General features: G+C 36.6%; 13 protein-coding genes. 3 read left to right on the forward strand and 10 right to left on the reverse strand.

What is annotated here, in order from left to right:
* Positions 1–16: 16 nt before the first annotated feature.
* From iolB to lepA, 5 genes are all read right to left on the reverse strand, one after another.
* Complete coding sequence (gene iolB / locus IGK03_RS09410; protein WP_010713232.1) at positions 17–856, reverse strand: 5-deoxy-glucuronate isomerase; 840 nt, start codon at positions 854–856, stop codon at positions 17–19.
* Positions 857–894: 38 nt separating this feature from the next.
* Positions 895–2811, reverse strand: a complete 1917-nt coding sequence (gene iolD, locus IGK03_RS09415) for a 3D-(3,5/4)-trihydroxycyclohexane-1,2-dione acylhydrolase (decyclizing) (protein WP_033921831.1) — start codon at positions 2809–2811, stop codon at positions 895–897.
* Between the two features lie 10 nt (positions 2812–2821).
* Positions 2822–3856: a 5-dehydro-2-deoxygluconokinase gene (iolC, locus tag IGK03_RS09420; protein WP_033921834.1), complete on the reverse strand. Its 1035-nt coding sequence runs from the start codon at positions 3854–3856 to the stop codon at positions 2822–2824.
* A gap of 158 nt (positions 3857–4014) precedes the next feature.
* Positions 4015–5031 carry a LacI family DNA-binding transcriptional regulator gene (locus tag IGK03_RS09425; protein ID WP_010775993.1) on the reverse strand — a complete coding sequence of 339 codons (1017 nt, stop codon included), beginning with the start codon at positions 5029–5031 and terminating at the stop codon, positions 4015–4017.
* Between the two features lie 185 nt (positions 5032–5216).
* Complete coding sequence (gene lepA / locus IGK03_RS09430; protein WP_002362155.1) at positions 5217–7052, reverse strand: translation elongation factor 4; 1836 nt, start codon at positions 7050–7052, stop codon at positions 5217–5219.
* 246 nt (positions 7053–7298) lie between these two features.
* Here lepA and IGK03_RS09435 point away from each other — a divergent pair, with 246 nt between their 5' ends.
* The 3 genes from IGK03_RS09435 (at position 7299) to IGK03_RS09445 (ending at position 11052) form a co-directional block, all read left to right on the forward strand.
* Positions 7299–8519: a GNAT family N-acetyltransferase gene (locus IGK03_RS09435; protein WP_002366990.1), complete on the forward strand. Its 1221-nt coding sequence runs from the start codon at positions 7299–7301 to the stop codon at positions 8517–8519.
* A gap of 23 nt (positions 8520–8542) precedes the next feature.
* Positions 8543–9019, forward strand: coding sequence for a nucleoside 2-deoxyribosyltransferase (locus IGK03_RS09440; RefSeq protein WP_010713229.1), 477 nt, complete (start codon positions 8543–8545; stop codon positions 9017–9019).
* A gap of 209 nt (positions 9020–9228) precedes the next feature.
* On the forward strand, positions 9229–11052 hold the full coding sequence (locus IGK03_RS09445; RefSeq protein WP_010713228.1) for a hypothetical protein: 1824 nt from the start codon (positions 9229–9231) through the stop codon (positions 11050–11052).
* Between the two features lie 32 nt (positions 11053–11084).
* Here IGK03_RS09445 and clpB read toward each other — a convergent pair whose 3' ends face one another.
* The 5 genes from clpB to purB all read right to left on the reverse strand — a co-directional run bounded on the left by clpB (position 11085) and on the right by purB (position 21948).
* On the reverse strand, positions 11085–13691 hold the full coding sequence (gene clpB, locus IGK03_RS09450; RefSeq protein WP_002362158.1) for an ATP-dependent chaperone ClpB: 2607 nt from the start codon (positions 13689–13691) through the stop codon (positions 11085–11087).
* 272 nt (positions 13692–13963) lie between these two features.
* Positions 13964–14335, reverse strand: a complete 372-nt coding sequence (locus tag IGK03_RS09455; protein ID WP_010713227.1) for a DoxX family protein — start codon at positions 14333–14335, stop codon at positions 13964–13966.
* Between the two features lie 186 nt (positions 14336–14521).
* Positions 14522–19171: a WxL domain-containing protein gene (locus IGK03_RS09460; RefSeq protein WP_010713226.1), complete on the reverse strand. Its 4650-nt coding sequence runs from the start codon at positions 19169–19171 to the stop codon at positions 14522–14524.
* 33 nt (positions 19172–19204) lie between these two features.
* The gene (locus IGK03_RS09465; RefSeq protein ID WP_033921837.1) at positions 19205–20266 is read right to left on the reverse strand and encodes a DUF916 and DUF3324 domain-containing protein; all 1062 of its coding nucleotides are present in this window, start codon (positions 20264–20266) and stop codon (positions 19205–19207) included.
* Between the two features lie 386 nt (positions 20267–20652).
* The gene (gene purB, locus IGK03_RS09470; RefSeq protein ID WP_002356808.1) at positions 20653–21948 is read right to left on the reverse strand and encodes an adenylosuccinate lyase; all 1296 of its coding nucleotides are present in this window, start codon (positions 21946–21948) and stop codon (positions 20653–20655) included.
* Positions 21949–21975 lie beyond the last annotated feature (27 nt).

Here is a 21975-nt window from a genome sequence, read left to right on the forward strand (position 1 = left end):
ACTTATTTTTTTATTTCTAATTGTTAGTCAATTCGTTCCGATTTAAAATCCACTCGTGTTTTTTCTCGTTATGAAACTTCCAAATTCGTTCAGGTCCTGCCATCACATTTAAATAATAAGAGGTGTAACCATCTGGCACGCCGACAGGATGATATCCCTTAGGTACCTCCACAACATTTTGATGCTCTACAGTCATCGTTTCATCTATAGAACCATCCTCTGTATATACTCGTTGAAAAACAAAGCCTTGCTCTGGATTCAGCTCATGATAATACGTCTCTTCTAAATAAGATTCGTCAGGTAAATTTTCTTGGTCATGTTTGTGTGGTGGATAGCTAGAAAAGTTACCACCTTCAGTGTAGACTTCAACCACCAACAAACTACTGGCAGTATCAACATTGTCTGGTAAAATGTTATGCACTAGTCGTTTATTCTGATATATCCCTCGTTTTTCAACCGTATTTTCCTCAGCGGTAATCACGTGCACTGGTAACGTTTTTTTAGCTGGCGAATAACAAAGGGCCAAACGAACAGTAGCAGAAGTTGCTATTAGTTCAAACGACGTTTTTGCTGAGATATAGATACTATCTGTCGGAATTTTTTCAAAAACAGAGGTTCGTTTACCTAAATTCTCGTACCATTTATCGCTCACCTTAACATTGATTTTGCCAGTTAATACGACGATACAAACTTCCAGTTCATTACCAGCTTCTTGATACATTGCTCCATTATCTAATTCAAGAACTTGAAACTCAATATACTGTAAATCAGTGTTGTTTTTTCGAATATTTTGAACTTGTCGAACACCGGGAGCTAGTTCTTTTATCAACGGTTGATGTTTCAATGTTTTTTTCAATTCATTCGCTCCTAACTTTTTGGTTGTATGACGAATACCTAATATTTTCTAGCAGTTGCAAGTTTTTCTTTTTTAACTTGGTATGCTTCTTGAATCGCTGGTTTTTCTGATACTTCAGCAACACCGACATTCCACCAACTACCATCGTAACCAGCAGTCATCGTTTTAGGAAGAACATTTATTTCAATCAATGTCGATTGCGTTTGGTTTTTCGCGTCGACAATCGCCTGTTTTAGTTCTTCAATCGAATGGACTTGATACGCTTTGGCACCATATCCTTCAGCGATTTTAGCATAATTGATATTCATAATTTCGCCTTTTGTATTTCTAAATTCCGTCCCTTGACTTACGCCGCCATTCTCCATTTGCAGATTATTAATGCATCCGAACCCAGAATTATTGAACAGAACAATATTGATTTTTTTGTCATATTGTAATGCAGAGACCAGTTCGCTATGCAACATCAAAAAACTACCGTCACCGACTAATGCGTAAACCTCTTGATTAGGATTAGCAAGCCGTACCCCCATTGCACCAGCAATTTCATAGCCCATACAAGAATAGCCATACTCTAAATGATAAGTATTTTCCTTTACAGGATTCCACAATCGTTGCATATCGCCTGGCAATGACCCTGCCGAACCAATCACAATCGCATCATCTTCGACAAAATCATTCAAATGAACGAAAACCTCTGTTTGTGTCAGAGTTGTATTCAAAGAATCAGCATAATCATTTAAAATATCCTGTGTAAAGTGGTTTTTGATTTCCGGATCAAAATCTTTCCGTTTAAAATGAGTTGTTTTTAATCGCTCCCGCTCTTTCACCCATTCGTTCTTCAGTTCAGTGATTTTTTCACCATAAGTCGTTCGATATCCTTCAATCATTGGCAGAATTCCTTCTAAGGTTGCTCGAGCATCTCCCACAATTTGAAACGCTTCCATTTTGTAAGTCTGTGGTCGACTTACGTTAATATTTATCATTTTTGATTGTTCAAAATTAAAAATACTTTTTGATGCAGTGGTAAAATCCGTATAACGCGTGCCAATTCCAATAATCAAATCCGCTTGCTGAACAGCTTTATTAGCAGCTGAGGTACCTAAAATTCCCAAGCCTCCAAGATTATTTTCAAATTTCCATGAAACAGTTGATTTACCAGCATGTGTTTCAACCAAAGGTATCTGATGAACTTGAGAAATTTTCTGAAGGCTCTCACCTGCTTCTGAATACTTGCAACCGCCCCCCACAATAATTACTGGGTGTTTACTATCCTTTATCAAGTGACTAGCTGTTTCAAGCTCACGAATTGTCGGCATCCGTCGATCGATATAATGAACTCTTTTTCTAAAAAACTCTACTGGATAATCATAGGCTTCTGACTCAACATCTTGTGGCAAACAAATAGTGGCAGGTCCTGTAGTTGCAGGATTGGTCATAACTTCAAATGCCCGTAGCAATGCTGACATCAGCTGTTCTGGCCGATTAATACGATCCCAATAGCGAGAAACCGCTTGGAAAGCATCGTTGGTAGAAAAGGTTACACTTGATTCATGTTCCAACTGCTGTAATACAGGATCTGGTTGCCGAGTAGCAAACGTATCTGCTGGCAGAAACAATACAGGTATATTATTAGCGAAAGCCGTTCCAGCAGCAGTCAATAAATTAGCTGAACCTGGACCAGCAGACGCTGAAACTGCGAATATTTTCTTACGTAAACTTTGTCTAGCAAAAGCGATAGCAGCATGAGCCATCCCTTGTTCGTTTTTTCCACTGTAACTTTTTAAATGTCCCGGAGCTTGTTCCAACGCTTGACCAATCCCTAAAACATTCCCATGACCATATACATGAAAGATTCCTTCCACATAAGGTGTTTCTTTTCCATCAATGCTGATATATTGTTGATTCAAAAATTTTAATAATGCTTGTGCTGTCGTTAAACGAATCGTCTTTTCCATTTTATCCACCTTAAATCCTAGCGATCATTTCGCCGTATATTTCCTTCTCCAGTTTAATGAACTCTTTTACTTCTTGCGTCGTTGGTAAAGAATCTGAGCAATTGTTACTTTTGACCATCATCGAAGCTTCCGCTGAGCCAAACTCCAAGCAATCGATAATTTCCCAACCTTCAAATAAACCATATAAAAATCCAGCAGCATAGCCATCACCGCCACCAAATCCCTTGCGTGCCTCCACTGGAAATGGTTTAATTGAAAACTGTTGTTGATCTGCTGTATAAGCTGTTGAGCCTTTCATCCCGTGTTTAATAACGACTATTTGAGCGCCACAATTATGCCAAAAAACAGCGCTTTCATTATCTGTCATATTTAGTTGAATCAATCTTTCAGTTAAATCAAATTCTTCTCTCGAGCCCATAATAATATCTGATTCTTTCGCAACTATTGAATAATAAATAGCGATTTCATCCACATTTTTCCAATTGTATTCTCGATAGTCTATATCAAAAATAATTTTGACGTTGTTTTTTTTCGCTAACATCACAGCTTTTAACACGGCTTCTCTTGAAGGGCTTTCCGCCAAAGCAGTCCCTGAAATTAATAAGGCTTTTGAACGTTTCAAATAATCTTCATCGATATCTTCGACACTTAGTTGTAAATCCGAAGCTTGGTTCCGATACATTAAAATACTACTTTCTTTAGGCGATAACATTTCTGTAAAAGTCAGACCCAACTTTTCGCCATGCTGCGCTTTACTTATCTGAGAAGTATCAATGCCTTGCTCATTAAAATAATCAATAACATATTCTCCGAACTGGTCATCGGATACTTTCCCAATGAAGCCAGCTTTCATCCCATGTTTGGTGATACCCACGGAAATATTTGCAGGAGACCCTCCCACAAACTTTTCAAACATATGAACATTTTTTAAAGGCTTAAATTCTTCTTTAACTTGCTCATTATAGGCAGGGTTAAAATCGATAGCCACTCTACCTAAAAGAACTAGATCAAATTCTTTTGATTGATCAAAGCTAATATAACTCATAGATCCACCTCTTCTTCGTTCTTCTATTATTTACAAACGAATTATAGCACGCTTTCAAAATGCGTGCAACATTAAATTAGCACATATTTTTCGCGTGCATTTTGAAAAAACGCAAAAAAAGAAGCATGAATTGCTTTACAGCAAGATTCACACTTCTTTTAAAGATTATATTTTGTTTTAATAATGATATCTGTAAATAACATCTCTTCTGTCATAAATTTATTATTCTGTAGTTGATTCGCTAATAATAGCAAAGAACGATAACCCTGCGTAAAACCATCTTGATCAATTAGAAAGTCAACTTGATTTTTTTTCAGCATCTCGATATTTTTCTCAGTTAAATCATAGATAATCACATACGGTCTGTCTTTCCCTGCCCTTTTTTTCAACACACGAGCAATTCCTGCTTGACCTCCTGAAAACACAACGACACCTTTTAAATTAGTATAGTTCTCTAATGTGTCACTTAAAATCTTTTCGACTTCATCGCTCGAATCAAAACTGCTTTGAACACCTGTTAATTTCAATTGCGGAAATGACTGTTTCAATTCTTCAACAAAACCAGCAACCCGTAAACTATTCACACTATTTCCAAAATATCCAGTAATAGCTAGGACATCTCCCTCTCCTTTTGTCAACATTCCTAATAATCCAGCAGCTGTCTTCCCGCTTTTAAAGTTATCCATTCCGACAAAGCATTGACGTTTACTACCAACAATGTCCGAATTGAATGTGATGACCTTAATGCCTTGTTCCGTAAGCTGATTGATTTTTTCCCTAATCGCCACACTATCAACTGGCATGATGGCAATTCCTTTTACACCAAGTTCTAACAAGCGTTCAAGTGCCTGTAACTGCGCCGCTTCATCGACCCCGTCTATTTCCTCTAAAAAGCAATCAATATTTCTTTTTTTTAGATCACCTATAACTGCTTGTAAACCTGATCGAATTGGAATCATAAAAGAAGATTTTGCCAATTGTGTCACAACACCTAATTTGATTGGTTCTTCTTTGGCCATCTTTTTTTTCTTCGGAACATAGTTCATTTCTTTCGCTATTGTTTTAATTTTTTCAGCAACCTCAGGATTGATTCGGCCGCGATTATTCAATGCTCGATCCACAGTTCCCCTAGATACTCCTGCTTTTTCAGCAATTTCTTTTATTGTTCCAGCCATTTGTTCTCTCCTTATTTACTTGATTTGCAAAATTATTTTGATTATTTATAAGCTTTCGTATGTATATTCTATCACAATATAAAAAAGCACGCAATTTTGCGTGTTTTATTTTAAAATGTAGTTTACTTTAATTTATATTTTCAAAAAAAGCACCTCAGCTCAGACTGAGGTACTTTTTTAATAAGTTATTTTTTCTGATCATCTTCATCCATTTTCAGAACCGCCATAAAGGCTTCTTGAGGAACTTCCACGGATCCAATTTGTTTCATCCGTTTCTTCCCTTCTTTTTGTTTCTCTAACAATTTACGTTTACGAGAAACATCGCCACCATAGCATTTAGCCAGTACGTTTTTGCGTAAGGCTTTAATATCTGAACGAGCCACAATTTTTTGACCAATTGCCGCTTGAACTGGGACTTCAAACTGTTGACGTGGAATTAGTTTTTTCAGTTTCTCAACAATCGCTTTACCACGCTCAAATGCGAAATCTCGGTGAACAATAAAGCTTAACGCATCCACTTTTTCAGCATTTAATAGAATATCCATTTTCACTAGGCGGCTAGTACGATAGCCAGCCATTTCGTAATCTAAGGATGCATAGCCTTTTGTACTTGATTTCAATTTATCGAAAAAGTCAAACACGATTTCAGATAACGGAATTTCATAAACTACGTTTACACGATAATCGTCTAAGTAATCCATTGTAATGAATTCGCCACGTTTACGTTGTGATAATTCCATTACTGCTCCTACATAATCATTTGGCACCATGATTTGCGCTTTAACATAAGGTTCTTCCACAGATTCAATCGTTACTGGTTCTGGAAATTCAGCTGGGTTGTCAACAACAACGGTTGTTCCGTCAGTTTTATTAACGTGATAGATTACAGACGGTGCTGTTGTAATTAACTCTAAATTAAATTCTCGTTCCAAACGTTCCTGAACAACATCCATGTGCAGCAAACCTAAGAAACCACAACGGAAACCAAACCCTAAAGCTTGCGATGTTTCCGGTTCAAATTGTAACGCCGCATCATTTAATTGTAATTTTTCTAATGCTTCCCGTAAATCGTTGTAGCGCGACGTATCAATTGGATATAAACCACAATAAACCATTGGATTCATTTTGCGATAGCCTGGTAGTGCTTCTGCTGCTGGATTGTCGGCCAAAGTCACTGTATCCCCGACCCGTGTATCTTGAACCGTTTTAATGCTAGCGGTGATATAGCCCACATCACCAACCATTAAATAATCACGAGCAATTGGTTTCGGTGAAAAAACGCCGACTTCTGTTACATCAAACGTTTTACCGTTACTCATCATTTGGATTTTATCCCCAGGACGAACGACACCGTCAATTACACGGATGTTTAAAACGACCCCCCGATAACTATCGTAAATAGAGTCAAAAATCAAAGCCTTTAAAGGAGCCTCAATATCGCCTGATGGAGCTGGTACATACTCCACCACTTGTTCTAAAATATCTTCAATACCAATCCCTGCTTTTGCACTTGCTAAAACAGCTTCCGATGCATCAATTCCAATTACGTCTTCAATCTCTGTCCGAACACGCTCTGGATCAGCGGCGGGTAAATCAATTTTATTAATAACAGGTAAAATTTCTAAGTCATTATCCAATGCCAAATAGACATTTGCTAGCGTTTGCGCTTCAATTCCTTGCGCCGCATCAACAACTAGAACAGCCCCTTCACAAGCTGCCAAGCTACGAGAAACTTCATAGGTGAAATCGACGTGCCCTGGTGTGTCAATCAAATGGAAAGTATAGGTTTCACCATCTTTGGCTGTATAGTTTAATTCAATTGCGTTTAATTTGATGGTAATGCCGCGTTCTCTCTCTAAATCCATTGAATCAAGTAATTGATCTTGCATTTCTCGACTGCTAACTGTATTTGTTTTTTCCAAAATCCGGTCGGCTAAAGTTGACTTCCCATGGTCAATGTGGGCAATGATCGAGAAATTACGAATTTTCTCTTGTCTTGCTTTCATTTCTTTATTGTTCATTTTTTGCCTCATTTCTTTTAAGAAAAGCTAGCTCCCTGCTAGCTTCATCAATCAATTGTTATATTTTAGTTGCCTTTTTTATCAAATTATCATGTTTAAAGGTCTAGGATAATCAGCACTTTTCATTATACCAATTTTTGAAGAAGATTTAAAGCACTTCCCTTTTATTCTTTTGGTTTCGAAAGGCTAACAGAGTTTCGAAAAATTTGGTATACTAAAAACAGTAAATTTATTGGAGATGGAAAAATGGATGAACAAGAATTTCGAAAGCAACTGACCTTAAAGCCTGTTGAGGAAGGACACATTGATCAATTTAATGAACTTCTTTCCTATGTTTTTCAAGTAACTGAAGCAGATATTGAAGAAAGTGGTTTTGAAAACAAACGCGCATTTATCAAATCAAAACAACCGATTTTAGAACTTTCAAAAGTATTTGGCTGGTTTCACGAAAATCAATTAATTTCACAAATTGCTATCTATCCATGCGAAGTCAATATCCATGGTGCTTTGTATAAAATGGGCGGCGTTACTGGTGTCGGTACCTATCCTGAATATGCCAACCACGGTTTAATGAAAGACTTGATTCAAACGGCATTAGAAGAAATGCGCCAAGATAAACAGTGGATTTCTTATCTTTTCCCTTACAACATTCCTTATTACCGACGTAAAGGTTGGGAAATCATGTCCGACAAGTTATCTTTTAAAATTCGGGATACGCAATTACCAAAAACCGTTCCTGTTCCGGGAATGATTGAACGGTTAGCTGTCGATCACCCAGATGTCTTTGATGTCTATGCGCGATTCGCTCGTCAAAATCACGGCGCGCTCATTCGTAGTGCCTTCAACTGGGAAGAATATTGGCGTTTCGAAAACGAGGAAGAACGGACTGCTGCTGTCTATTATGGTGCCAATCAAGAACCTTTAGGAGTACTTTTCTATTGGGTGGCCGATGAGGTATTTCATATTAAGGAAATGTTTTACTTGAACCAAGAAGCCCGAAATGGCTTGTGGAATTTTATTACTGCGCATTTTTCGATGGTTTATTGGGTCAAGGGCGATATCTATAAAAACGAACCACTAGCCTTTCTTTTAGAAGACAGCCAAATTAAAGAAAGCATTGAACCCTATTATATGGCTCGAATTGTTGATGTCAAAGCCTTTTTAGAAAATTTTCCTTTTGAAAGTACGGCTAAGCCCTTCCATTTTGTCGTTAAAGATCCTGTGGCTGAGTGGAATAATGGTATTTTTGGCTTAATTTGGGATGAAAATGATCAAGTGACCATTACGGATGAACCTTTAGGCACCGCCGTTCACTTAGATATTCAAACACTAACTTGTTTAGTCATGAATTACCGACGCCCTTCGTACTTACATCGAATTGAGCGCATTGATACAGATAAAGAAACTTTAAATTCTTTGGAACGGATTTTTCCTGACCAGGAAGCTTATTTCAGTGATTATTTCTAAACCCTTGGATTGGAGACAGACAAATGACAAAAATTTATTTTGCAGGACCTTTATTTTCGCAAGCTGACTTACGTTATAATGCCTATTTAGTCGAACAAATTCGACAATTGGATAAAACAATCGATCTTTATTTACCACAAGAAAATGCGGCGATTAACGACAAATCGGCTTATGCCGATAGTAAAATGATTGCCTTAGCAGATACAGAAAATGTCCTTGCTAGCGATTTATTGGTTGCTTTATTAGATGGCCCAACCATTGATGCGGGCGTAGCTTCCGAAATTGGTGTTGCTTATGCCAAAGGAATTCCGGTGGTTGCCCTTTACACAGACAGCCGCCAACAAGGTGCTGATAATCACCAAAAGCTTGATGCTTTGAACGAAGTCGCTGAAAATCAATTCCATTATTTAAACCTTTACACAGTTGGTTTAATTAAATTGAATGGTCGGGTTGTTTCTTCAGAAGAGGACTTGTTGGAAGAAATTAAGCAACGATTGTAAAAGTATATATTATATATAGGGCGAAAGAAAAAACTCAAAAGTTAGACTAACTTTTGAGTTTTTTCTTTCTAATCCTTACTTTTTTATTTCTTATTTTCAAAACTTAAATTAAGAGACAAAAATATTATTTTAAACTAATTGTCTATGTATAAAGGATATTTTAAGCTATAATAGTTATGATTTTACATTTTACATTTGGGGGTTTATACATGTTTCGTTTTATTATTGGCATAACTGCTTTTATTTTAAGCTTTGTCGGTTACGGCATATATCTAAGAAAAAAAGAAGTGCCACGTGACTTTATTCCTATTATTATTTTCTCTTCAATAATTGTAGCTATGTTTTTAGGCGGTCTTCTTAACATTCTAAAAGTCATGATACTTATTATTATTTTCAGTGGTATATTCTTATTGTTATTTGATTTTTGGAAAAATAAAAGTATTCGGCGATCTTTAAAAGATCTATTATCGCCAGGTATACTTTTTTTCCTGTTATTTAGTTTTATTTTCTTTCTTGTTAGTCGAAACAGACTATTCATGCATTACGATAATTTTTCACATTGGGCTTTAATTGTTAAATCAATGTCTCTGACAAATAGCTTTCCTAGTTTTAAAACGGATGTCATAATGTTTACTTCTTATCCACCAGGATCGGCTGTTTTTATTTATTATTTTATTAAATTAGTTGGCGTCACAGAAAGCAATGCTATTTTTGCACAAATATTATTAATTTTAGCTTCCATAACGACCATCTTTAATTGGAAAAATATTTTTTCTACCAGCTTTTCGCAAAAACAAAATAAAAATGTTAAAAAACTACTAGTATTCTTTTTGGCTGTTTTTTCATTTTACTTGTTTAAAGGCCCAACTTCTCTAATGGATCTTTTGGTAGACAATCTATTGCTGCTTTTGGGAACAGCAACCATGAATATTATTTTTTATTACTATCATGATTTCAAACGCGGCTTAATCCTGTCAAGTCCGTTAATGATTAGCCTTTTACTAGTGAAAAATAGCGGAGTTATTTTCATTGGATTAAATACTATATTTTTACTAATAAGTTTTTGGAATTGCTATGTCTTAGGGAAAGAGCGTTGTACAAAAAAAGAACTGTTCCAATTTTTATTACTCTTACTAACGCCCTGGATTTCTTTTTTTCTTTGGCTACGCCATACAAAATATGTATATCCAGATGGAATGTCTGGGAAGCATGATATGAGTATTGCTTACTATAAAAAAATATTTTCAGAAAAAAGTTTTTCAGATATTGTTGAAATAAGCAAACGGTTTTTACTTAGAATGTTCTCCTTTACAAGCTCAAATTTTCTATACGAATTGTTACTTTTCATTATAATTGCACTAGGGATTGCCTTCTATCTTAATAAAAAAACTGCTATTCCGATTAAAACATTAAAGCTACAAATTATCAGTAGTTTGGTTTTATTTTTAGGTTATATGTGTATTTTGTGGGCGATGTATCTTCTTTCTATGCCGACTCCAGAAGCTTTAAACTTAGGAAGTTTTGATCGTTACGCTGGAAGTATTTTTAACTTTCTAATTGCTTTTATTATTGTGCAACTGCTGTGTTATATAGCTAAAACAGACAATTATAAAATTATCATGACTTCCTTGTTATCATTAACGCTATTGTTCTCCTGTGTTATATTTGTTCGAATTTCTGATTACTCATCAATCTTTTTAAGTAATCGTTATCCAAATAGCTTACGCGAACAAATAGAGCAAGCCTTACCTAATTCAAAAAATGCTTTAAAAGACAGAGACACTTCACATTCATATGCTGTCTATTCACCAGCCAGCAAAAATGATGCTGGTTACTCAGGTTTCTTTTTACGATATAAATTATTTAATAAAAATTCTTCTGTAATTTATGATTTAAATGATTCTTCTACTTTTAATGATAAAATTAAAGGTAAGGATTACTTAGTTGTAGTGAAAGATGATCCTAAAATCTTGGAATACATTCAACGTAATAATTTAACTAAAGTAGAAAATAACACGTATAAACTTCAGTAAAAAAAGAACGAGCGAATTCGCTCGTTCTTTTTTTATACTTCTTCTATCGGTTCATTTTCAAAAACTAATTGATTGTCTAATAGACTAATCGTGACTTTTGTTTTTGGCATTACTCGACCAGAAACAATTTCTTTTGCTAATGGTGTTTCGACTTCGCGAGTAATGAAACGTTTTAACGGACGAGCTCCATAAGCTGGCTCATACCCATTTTCAGCAATCCATGTTTTAGCTTCATCAGTGATTTCCAACACAATTTCTTGTTGCTCTAAACGATGAGCAAGTTGTGCGGTCATTTTACCAATGATTCCTTTCACATTATCCAAGCTCAATGGTGTGAATAAAATAGTATCATCAATTCTGTTTAAGAACTCTGGTTTAAAGTGTCCTTTTAGAATATTCATGACTTGATTTTCAACTTCTTCTGGAATTGTTCCTTCAGGTGTCACACCTTCCAATAAAAGCTGAGAGCCGATGTTACTTGTCATAATTAAAACCGTATTTTTAAAATCAACGACCCGACCTTTAGAATCTGTCAAACGACCATCATCTAAAACTTGTAATAAGATATTAAAGACATCTGGGTGCGCTTTTTCAATTTCGTCTAATAAGACAATTGTATAAGGGTTTCGACGAACAGCTTCTGTTAACTGGCCACCTTCTTCATAACCAATATAGCCTGGAGGGGCACCAACCAAACGAGACACGGCATGTTTTTCCATGTATTCACTCATGTCAATCCGTACCATATGATCTTCAGAATCAAACAAATCTTCAGCTAAAGCTTTAGCAAGTTCTGTTTTACCAACACCAGTTGGTCCTAAGAAAAGGAACGAACCGAGTGGGCGATTTGGATCTTGTAAGCCTGCTCTTGAACGAATCACCGCATCACTAACAGCATCGACGGCTTCATCTTGACCAATCACACGTTTGTGTAATGTTTCATTCAGTTTCATTAATTTTTCTCGTTCGCCTTCAACTAATTTTGTCACAGGAATGCCGGTTAAACGACCGACCACTTGCGCAATTTCGTTTTCAGTAACCGATTCTTGTACCATTTTGACGTTATCTTTAGCGTTCTTTTCTTCCAATTCTTTCAATTCATGTTCTAATTGTGGAATTGTTCCATGACGCAAAACAGCCGCTCGTTCTAAATCATAATTATTTTCAGCATCTTCTAATTCGTGTTTTGCTTTATCAATCTCTGCACGTTTGTTGGAAACCGCATTAACTTCTTCTTTTTCCGTTTCCCATTGCATTTTCATTGAGTTGGCTTCTTCACGCAAATCTGCTAATTCTTCTTGCAAGTTGGCTAACCGTTTTTTACTTGCATCATCTGATTCTTTTTTCAAGGCCGCTTCTTCAATTTCTAGTTGCATTAACCGACGTGTTACTTGATCGAGCTCTGTAGGCATCGAATTCATTTCCACTCGAATCGTTGCGCTTGCTTCATCGACTAAGTCAATCGCTTTATCTGGTAAGAAACGATCAGTAATATAGCGATCGGATAAAGTAGCGGCAGCAACTAAAGCATTGTCATGAATATTCACGCCGTGGTGAATTTCAAATCGTTCTTTTAAGCCACGCAAAATAGAAATGGTATCTTCTACTGTTGGTTCTTTGACTAATACTTTTTGGAAACGACGTTCTAAGGCTTTATCTTTTTCCATATATTGGCGATATTCATCAAGCGTTGTGGCACCGATTAAATGCAATTCACCACGTGCTAGCATCGGTTTTAATAAATTCCCGGCGTCCATACTGCCTTCAGTTTTACCAGCTCCGACGATATTATGAATTTCATCAATGAATAAAATGATTTTGCCATCACTTTTTTTCACTTCTTTTAAAACAGCTTTTAACCGTTCTTCAAATTCGCCACGGAATTTTGCTCCCGCAATTAAGGCACCCATATCTAAAGAAAAAATGGTTTTATCTTTTAAGTTTTCGGGGACATCTTTACGAACGATTCGTTGTGCTAATCCTTCAACAATCGCTGTTTTACCAACACCTGGTTCACCAATTAAGACTGGATTATTTTTAGTTTTTCTTGATAAAATCCGAATAACGTCACGAATTTCTTCGTCACGACCAATGATTGGATCTTGTTTTCCTGCTTTTACTTGTTGTACTAAGTCAACACCGTATTTTTCTAGTGCTTTATATTGTTCTTCCTGGTTTTGAGAAGTCACACGATCTCCTCCTCTCATCTCTTCAATATTTTTTCTTAACTCTTTTTCTGTAATGCCTTGTTGCATTAAATATTTTGTTAAACGATAATTTTTCAATTTCATTAAAGCTAAAAGTACAATTTCGGTTGATAAAAATTCATCTTGGAATTCTTCTCGAAGTGAATCAGCTTCTTGCAATAAATGGAACAAATTTTGACTTAAATTTTGACCATATTGCACATTACCGCCTGCCACACTTGGATATTCATCTAACGCGTTATCTACTTCTCGTTCAAATGCATCAACATCTAAACCAGCATCTGTGTAAAAATTACGCCCAAAATGGTTTGGTTGAAGAAAAATTTTCCATAAATGTGCAATATCAATTTCTTGATGTTGCCGTGTCACCGCAACTTTTTGAGCTTCAGCAATCGCCTCTTGTAGCGTTGTTGTCATTTTTTCAATATTCATAAACGATCCCTCCCGTTTATTGTTTTGTCTTTTTTTATTTTAACATTCTTTACAATTATTATTATCCGACTTTTGATGGATTTCTTCAAAAGTTAAGGTATTCGTAAACCTTATAAATTTATTATACCCTATTGGTCAGTAAAGGTCAATAAATAAATTGACCTTTTTTGACCTTTTTGATAAAAAAAAACCTAAAACAGTTAAATATCACTGTTTTAGGGCTTTTTTCGCAATAACAACTAGTTTGACCAACTCTTTATTACATTGATTTATTAAAAATAAAGTTTTAACGTAAGATACTTTTTATCGGCATGGCTAACCAAAATAGCCAAACTGGTTATTGCTAAAAATAATTCGTACTCATAACCACTAAAACCACTTGCCAAACCAAAAGAAAAAATAGCTCCGACTAAAACTGCTATGAATCCTACTGATACCAATGGAATTAAAAAGCCAATAATCATAAATAATCCACCAATTAATTCAATTGCCGCTACACCATACACGAAAAGGCTTGGCAAACCAATACTAGCAAAAAACGCTAAAGTATCTTCCAATGACGTTACTTTCATCACTCCATGAATTAACATCGTCGCCCCTAGCCAAATTCTAATCACTTGAATGCCTCGCTGTTGTTTATCCATACTTCTCCTCCTTTGTTTGCATTAAATAGTTAATGTAACTATTTAAGTTACATTATAAAGGATAAATCGAAAAAGTATAGAAAAAAACAAACGTATTTAACAATACGTTTGTTTTTTAATATTACTATAAAACTTATATTTTTTCTTAATACAATTAACTTTCCTTTCAAGTGAAACATACTAAGATTAGACTACATCGTCCAATGACCAGGTTACTGTCGATTGATATACTTTTGATATTTCTCCTACATTTGCAGGCACAGTTAATTTTATCTCTTCAAAAGGAAAATATAGTTGCCAAGTTCCACTTCCTTGTGCTCCAGTTGCTGTGATTATTGATTGGGCTGTTGCACCCGATCGAAAAGCTTGAGAACCTAACATCGGTCCATTGGTAAAACCAGTCGTTACTGATTCCTCATCTGTATTAGCATATTGAACTTTTTGAAGCTGAGTGTCCGCAAAGTTTAAGGTAATTCCTTCTCCTTGTGGTAAAGATTTACCAGTTTTATCTTTAAATTCAGATAAACTAACGTTTAATTTCCAACCTGTGCTAGTTGGTCGATTATCTTCTAGACGTAACATAAAACCAGCTTGTTGTAATTCGGGACTTCCTACATAGCTAGCTGAATTTAGTCCATAACTTTTTGCCGTTGGCGAAATCGTTTGTTTGCCAAAATCAAACGTACTTGGTGTCCCCATCAATACAGGTCGTTGCCCACTCCATTTCGCATATAAAGTTACAGTCCCATTATTAGTAGCAGTTAATGTCGAAATTATTTGTTTATCCGTATAGACAACTGCACTTGTCCGTGTCCTTGACCAACCAAGGAACGTATTACTCTCTTTCGTAAAGGTGTTGGCTGGTAATGGCTTGCCTGTTCCATAAATAAAACTAGCGTTAGGCATAGTACCAGTTCCCCCATTCGCATCAAACTTTACGGTATAAGCGTTCCCCTTCCAAACAGCATAATAGGTCTTAGCTGAGGCATAATTAACGAGAGGGTTTGTTGTAATATCTGGTGTTGTGGCACTGGCTGTTGTCGCCCAACCTTGAAAAATATAGCCTGTTCTTGTTGGCTTCACAACCGTGCTTAAATTAACTACTGTCCCAAAAGTATAGGCTTTAGCAGCCGTACCACCCGAGCCCCCATTGGCACTAAAAGTCACATTCACTGAGATTGGTTTCCAAATAGCTTTCAGAGTTATTTTTGTGGTAGTTGACGTAGACGTAAAGCTAATCGTTGCTCCAGGTTGATATTTTTTGGTTGGTGTTTCAACATCTTGCCATTCTACAAAAGTATAACCACTAAGCGTTGGTTTGGCTGTTGGAATGACAATTTTGCCGGCATCATTCACATCTAACTGGATTGTTTGCGGAGAAGGTAAATCTTTCACTCCACTTCCAGGAACTGTAATACTCGGTAAATTTTGTTCATAGGCTACTTGAGCAAACTCTGTGCTAAAGGTAATTTCATCACTAACTGCTGTTAAAGTGGCTCCTGCCTTAGCTTCTTTAGCAGAATATTGAAATTGGTTAATTGCTTTTTGATTCTCTGCATCTGGCACTAAAAAACTCATAATCGCATCTAATGTCTCACTTGGTTTGATTGTCGTTGCGCCAAAATCGACATAGATTGCTGTGATTAAAGCTGAATTAGCGGGTTTAGTTGTAGTGAACCCTAAACTGGTTAGTTTAGTGGCATTCCACGCTTGCAAATCATTGTTAGCATAACTAGGCAATTGTGAGACAGGCTTAGTTGTATAGTAAGTTTTGGCTGTCCCATTATTACTGGTCAAGTTTGTAAACCCGATGCTGCCTGTTGAACCACGACCATCACTAGAAGAAGGTAAAATATTATACAAGCGAACGTTATTGAAGTTTGTATTTCCAGAATTTTTAATGACCGTTTGCATTTGCGGGGTGCCTTTGCGATCTACCGCAAAGATATTCGTATTTGACCAAGCTTGCGTCGCGGAGCCACGAGCATTAGTAGCGCTGTCTAACTTAGAAGAATCCACAACAGAAAAGCCAATATTAGAAGTAGATGAGTTAATCACGTAGCTATTTTCGTTCGTGTTGTCTAAGCCAATTTTTTTTGCTTCTGCAGCAGATAATTGAGTAAGTACACCATGAAAGAAATCAGTTGCCTTAGGGCTACTATAGGCGATATAAGGAATTTGATAGCTTCCAGAAGCCGCTGAACTATCCACTACAAATTCTAAAGGAATCCGAAAAATACTAGCCGCTCCCGTTACTTTAGATTTATAAGCCGTGCTGGACGTCTTAAAACGATAATAATTATAAGTTGTGTCATTTATAGCTAAGGTTTCAGCGGTCACCGAAGCTGGATAGGTCACTTGATTACTCTCATCAATAAAATCTTTTTTCGTAGTCGCTTTTAAACGTAACTGTTTGGGAACTTTAATTGTAATAATGGGATTCTCCCAATCCCCAAAAGAAGTATCTGTATAGTAGCCATGATTTCTCCCGACTATTTCATAGTTAATCGTGTCCCCAGGCAGTTTATTTTCACTATTAACACTGGTAAAGCTAGCACCACCACGTAAAGCTACGCCTTTATTATAATATACTACATTATTGTTTAATTTAAGCTCTGTAGGAGTCCCCGTTGCATCTTGGTACTGCATTGTGGCTCCAAAGGTGATTGGATTAGTCTTGCTAGAAAGCCCTGTGCCGTCTGGCCACTTTCCACTAGGCCAACTTTTGACCTGATATCGAAAGACCATCCCATTCCCAGGAGGTAACGAATTGGCAGTTGTGCCATCGGTTCCCATAGGAATAATATCAATGGTTGAAATATACTCATTGATTGCTAAAGTCGGTAAAGCTGGACTAAAGCTACCAGTCTTAGCCGGTGTACTACTCCAAACAGAACGACTCGTTCCAGTTACAGCATTTTTAATATGATACAAAGGGCGATAATAGGCGGGGGCACTCACTCCATCAGTCAAACCTAAAATATATAAATTAGTAAAGTTTCCCTTTGCTGATCCTGCAGTTAATTCTTGTAATTTATATGTCACTCCTTGAATTGGTTTGGCGCCAGTATTCTTAATAGTAATTATGCGGTTAAATGAACCATAGCCAAAAGTGTAAAAAGTTCCAGCTGTTGCTATACTGTCTAAGTTATTAACTGTGTTGGTAGAACCTGTGACAGTCGAATGATAGCCTGTTCCTGACAATTGAAAATCTGGCCGAGAACGTTTTATATAACGTTTCGTAGTGGTGAGCGTATTTATTTTCCCATTCAGGTATTTTACCTTCATTCCAAAATTAACGGAAAAAGAACTCCCTTCTGCATACGTTTTATTCAAAGTAACCTTTGTGTCGAGATAGGTTAAATCAATTCGAGTTGCTGGGTTGTCTAAAATATTTGGTGAGAGAGTTACTAACTTCTGATAGTACCGAGTAAAACCCACTGGCACACTAGGATCTTGTGCATTTGTGACCCCGGTTTTTAATAATTTATTGGCTAAATTTCCCGTTAGTGTAGCTCCCGTGGGAATTTCAACATACACTTGATGCTCATAACTAGGGTCTAAATTCGCTCTAGCTAAATAATTAAACCAATAACTATGTCCTATAACAATATCACCGTCAAAATAATTGTCATCACTAGGAACTGCGTAACTAGAACTTACATTTGAAGCACTAGAACCAGCCACATTAGTTTTTAAGACTTTATTTGCCGCTGAACTTGCTATTTGTGTCCCCGTATTATCAAACACCTTCGCTTGGAGATTATTCCACACAATTTGTTCAGGTGGGATTTTGGCATCATAGACATTATTAAATTTAAAACGTAAATTAATCGTCTCTAAAGTTGTCTTGGTTTCTTTCAAGCGAATAATTAATTTTTTATTGGCCGTATCGTTTACATACGAAGCCACAATGGAGTTAGCACTAGGTGTACTAGGTGTCACCAACGAAAATATCGGTGCTGTACTATCAAAGTCTTTAAAAATCGGGTCACTTTTACTTGGATAAAAGCCATAAGGAAGCTCAATCGAAGTACCAGTGAGGCCCGCTTGGCTGATGGAAACTGGTAAAGAAACAGTTAAGTAATCTGGTGCTGTTCCTGTCGCAGGGTCAGTATATGTACGATAAGTGGCTGGTGCAGTCAAACCGACCATAATCCCATTCGCTTTAGCGGCAATGTTTTTAGACTTAACGACGGGGTTGCTTTTTTCATTTTCCTTTGTTTGCTTCTGCTCACTACTCTTCTGGGTCTCTTGTGGCACTACTACTTGCTCTTTCACAATCGTCACGTCTAAATTATTAGCCAACGTTTCTTGGTTTTTATCTTTGACTGACAAGGTAAAGGTTCCTGCTTTTGTTGTCGTTAACAGCAAGTAACTCTCCCCCAACTGGGCTAAGTCTCTTAAAACCAAGCTATGTTGTTCTTGATTATAAGAACTATGCTCCTGCAATTGTTGGTTCTTTTGGGGATTATATTGAATTTCCTGAGGCAATTGGATTTCCGCCCAAGTTACATTACTAGTTATTTTTAGATAAAAATCCGCTCCGGCAGTTACTTGACGTTCTGATTCTTGTTGTGACCAAGTAAAGGAAACAGTTTCTACTTCTTTCGTTGCTTCAGTTGCTTGAGTTTTTTCAATTGAAGAATCGGTTGTTTCAGTTGTTTCTATCGTTTGCTTGGACGGTTCTGATAGCTTAGGTAATGAATCTTCAATAATTTGTTGCATTTCACTCGTTACTGTTGTTGACTCAGTCCCCTCAGCTAAGCCATTAATTGGTAAAATCATCGTGCCTAATAATATGACACAGATTAGATTAGTCATTTTCTTGTTCATAACCAACACCTGCTTTTCCTTTTTATTTCTTTACTATTTAGTTCTACTCTTTTTAAGGTAAAAATAAATGCTAACTACAACGAGGACCATTGCACTACCGCCCACTAACAAAAACGGTTGCCTTTTTGCTGAAGGTGTATTCGTCGACCATTGTTTTATTTGCGTTTGTGTAATTGTAAAATCTTTTCGCCACTGCCATTCGCGATTACCAGCGCTTACTTGGCTGTGAACAGTATAAGTTCCCGCTGGCAGGACAACGTCATTCAATGGCAGATCCATAGCTAATAGCGAATTAGGTGCCACTGTCACATCTGCTTGTACTTTTTTTAGTAACTCTTTTGTCTGACCTTTTTTGGTTAACCAATTGGTAATTGTTGCTTCTTTCATAACTTTTGGTTGCCGATTTTGGTATGTTACTTGAACCACAGGTTGGCCAGCACTGATCGTTGTACCAACTTTTTTTAGTTGCAATTCTGCTCCTTCATCAAATGGTTGTTTATCTTCTGTCAACATGACGGAAATAGTATACGCATAGGTTGATGTAAACTGATTACTTGTTAATGATTCATCCTCTAATTGTTTAATAAACCGTAATGCGCCTAATTTAACTCCAGAAAATGGCTCTTTGGGTATTTTGATTTCATAATTCACTATTTTTTCTTCAAAGTTTTTTACAGTGACCGTAGCTTCCTTATTTTGCAAATGAACAATTTGTGTGATGGAATTTGTCAAACTAGAATCTAGTTTGGGGCTCGTCTGCGTATAGTCAATCTGTCCTTCCGTTCCGTTCACTGCATCATGAATACTTAAAGCGACAGTTACGGGCTCTTTTTGCAAACTTCTGATTTTCACTTGAATAATCTGCTGATTACTTGGCCGAACACCTAAATAAAAATAAGTTTGGTTCTTATCTAGCTGATTATCTGGTATCACACTTTCAACTGTGAAACCCGCCAGTGGCTGTGGCTCTGGTTGTTGGGATAAAGCAACTTCGAAGCGTAAAAAGATTAGATAACAGCTAACTATAAAACAGAGATAACAGAATATTTTTATTCCATTCCCCGTCGTTTTATTTGGGACTTGTGACAATTTCATTACAATCAACTTTCCCTCCATTCTTTTAATAATTATCGTTAATAGACTCATTATAGCTAAAGATACACAAAAAAAAATTTTGAATTTTTAAACCCATAATTAAAAAATGATATATGCTTATCCTATAAGGGTTTGATAGCGCTTTACACCTATGAAAACACCTAAATTCCATCTTTTTTTGAAAATATCTCCTTTATAATCTAAAGAAAAACCAAACAAATAGCGAGCAAACGTCAAAAGGTAAATAAATGAATTATACCTTTTGACGTTTGCTCGCTAAAAATTAATACTTTTTCTTCTTATTTCTACTAAATAACTTTTCAACTTTTTTTCTGAAAATAAAAAAAGCGCTCAGGAAGAAACTGTTTTTTCCTGAACGCTCTTTTTTATCCTAAACCAACACGTTCAAAAATCGTGTCAACATTTTTTAAATGATAATGATAATCAAAGGCATCATCTAGCTCTTCTTTTGATAAGACAGATGTAATTTTTTCATCCGCATCTAACAACGGACGGAACGCCGTTTGATGATCCCATGCGTAAGCTGTTTTTGGTTGGACCAGATCATACGCTTCTTCACGTGTCATGCCATGGTCAATCAATTTTAACAAGACACGTTGGCTATAAATTAGTCCATAGGTCGCATCCATGTTACGTTTCATATTTTCTGGGAAGACCGTTAAGTTTTTGACAATATTACCAAAACGATTCAACATGTAATTTAGCAAAATCGTCGTATCGGGAATAATAATCCGTTCAGCAGACGAGTGAGAAATATCTCGTTCATGCCATAAACTCACATTTTCAAAGGCAGTAATGACATGACCACGAATCACACGTGCCAAACCAGTCATATTTTCAGAACCAATTGGATTCCGTTTATGCGGCATTGCCGAAGATCCTTTTTGTCCTTTTGCAAAAAATTCTTCTACTTCACGCGTTTCTGATTTTTGTAGACCACGAATTTCTGTTGCAAATTTTTCAATACTTGTCGCAATTAATGCCATAGCAGAAACATATTCTGCATGTAAATCACGTGGTAAAACTTGTGTCGAAATCTCTTGAGCGCGGATCCCCAAATGTTCGCAAACATATTCTTCAACAAATGGTGAAATATTGGCAAAGGTACCTACGGCTCCACTGATTTTACCTGCTTCGACACCTTTGGCTGCATGTTCAAAACGTTCAATGTTGCGTTTCATTTCAGAATACCACAACGCTAATTTCAAACCAAATGTAGTCGGTTCTGCATGAACACCATGCGTTCTTCCCATCATGACCGTATGTTTATACTCTTTGGCTTTGGCTCCGACAATCTCCGTAAATGTTTGTAAATCTTTCCGTAAAATATCATTCGCCTGTTTCAATAGATAACCATAGGCAGTATCCACAACATCTGTGCTGGTTAAGCCATAGTGCACCCATTTTCGCTCTTCACCAAGCGTTTCTGAAACGGCACGGGTAAAAGCGACAACATCATGACGGGTTTCTGCTTCAATTTCTAAAATACGTGCAACATCAAATGATGCATTTTCTCGGATTTTTTGTACATCTTCTTTAGGAATTTCGCCAAGTTCTGCCCAAGCTTCATCCGCCAAAATTTCAACTTCTAGCCATGCCTTGTAGCGGTTCTCATCTGTCCAAATTGCGCCCATTTCGGGTCTTGTATAACGATCAATCATTGTACCTTATCCCCTCTTTACTCCTCA

Origin of the sequence: Enterococcus sp. DIV2453a (assembly GCF_050533535.1) — a bacterium.
In the GTDB taxonomy this organism is placed as follows: Bacteria; Bacillota; Bacilli; order Lactobacillales; family Enterococcaceae; genus Enterococcus; species Enterococcus faecalis.